Origin of the sequence: Aeromicrobium phragmitis (assembly GCF_003674095.1) — a bacterium.
Taxonomy (GTDB): domain Bacteria; phylum Actinomycetota; class Actinomycetes; order Propionibacteriales; family Nocardioidaceae; genus Aeromicrobium; species Aeromicrobium phragmitis.
This window is the reverse complement of sequence record NZ_RDBF01000090.1, coordinates 1-449: the sequence shown is the minus strand read 5'-3', so window position 1 is coordinate 449 and position 449 is coordinate 1. Positions and strand designations below refer to the sequence as shown.

Below are 449 nucleotides of genomic sequence, written 5' to 3'. Positions count from 1 at the left end.
CTTCTCCGCGGCGCACTGTCACCACGAACCGGGCGCCGAGGCTCACGTTGATCTCGGACGTGGTGACGTCGTCGTCGGCGTAATGGACGGCGCGCAGGGAAACGAGGACGTAGTCGCGGTAGCGCTCTACCTTCGGACGCTGGTGCGGCTCGAGCATGTCCTCGACCGCCAACGGATGGAGTCGCAACGCCGCGCCGATCGTCTCGAGTTCGGGTGGGTTCGGATCACTGATACCGATCCAGATGAACTCCTTATCGGTGAGCGCCGCGACCGTGCGCGACAGATCCGCGCTCGATGCGTCCTTCGGCACCGTCGTGAGGCGTGCGCCGTCCCGGTAGACCGCGCAGTCGATGATCATCCGGCTATGGTGCCCGATAGGCTCGGCGCATGCAGAGTTGGCCGCGTCCTGAGGTTCCGTCGCTCGCACCACGAGGTTATGGGCACGGGCC

General features: G+C 65.9%; 1 protein-coding gene. It reads right to left on the bottom strand.

Annotated elements, in window-relative coordinates; genetic code table 11:
* Positions 1 to 358 (bottom strand): CorA family divalent cation transporter (locus D9V41_RS16405; protein ID WP_279432361.1); only part of this gene is annotated, 358 nt, incomplete at its 3' end.
* Between the last annotated feature and the right edge of the window lie 91 nt (positions 359 to 449).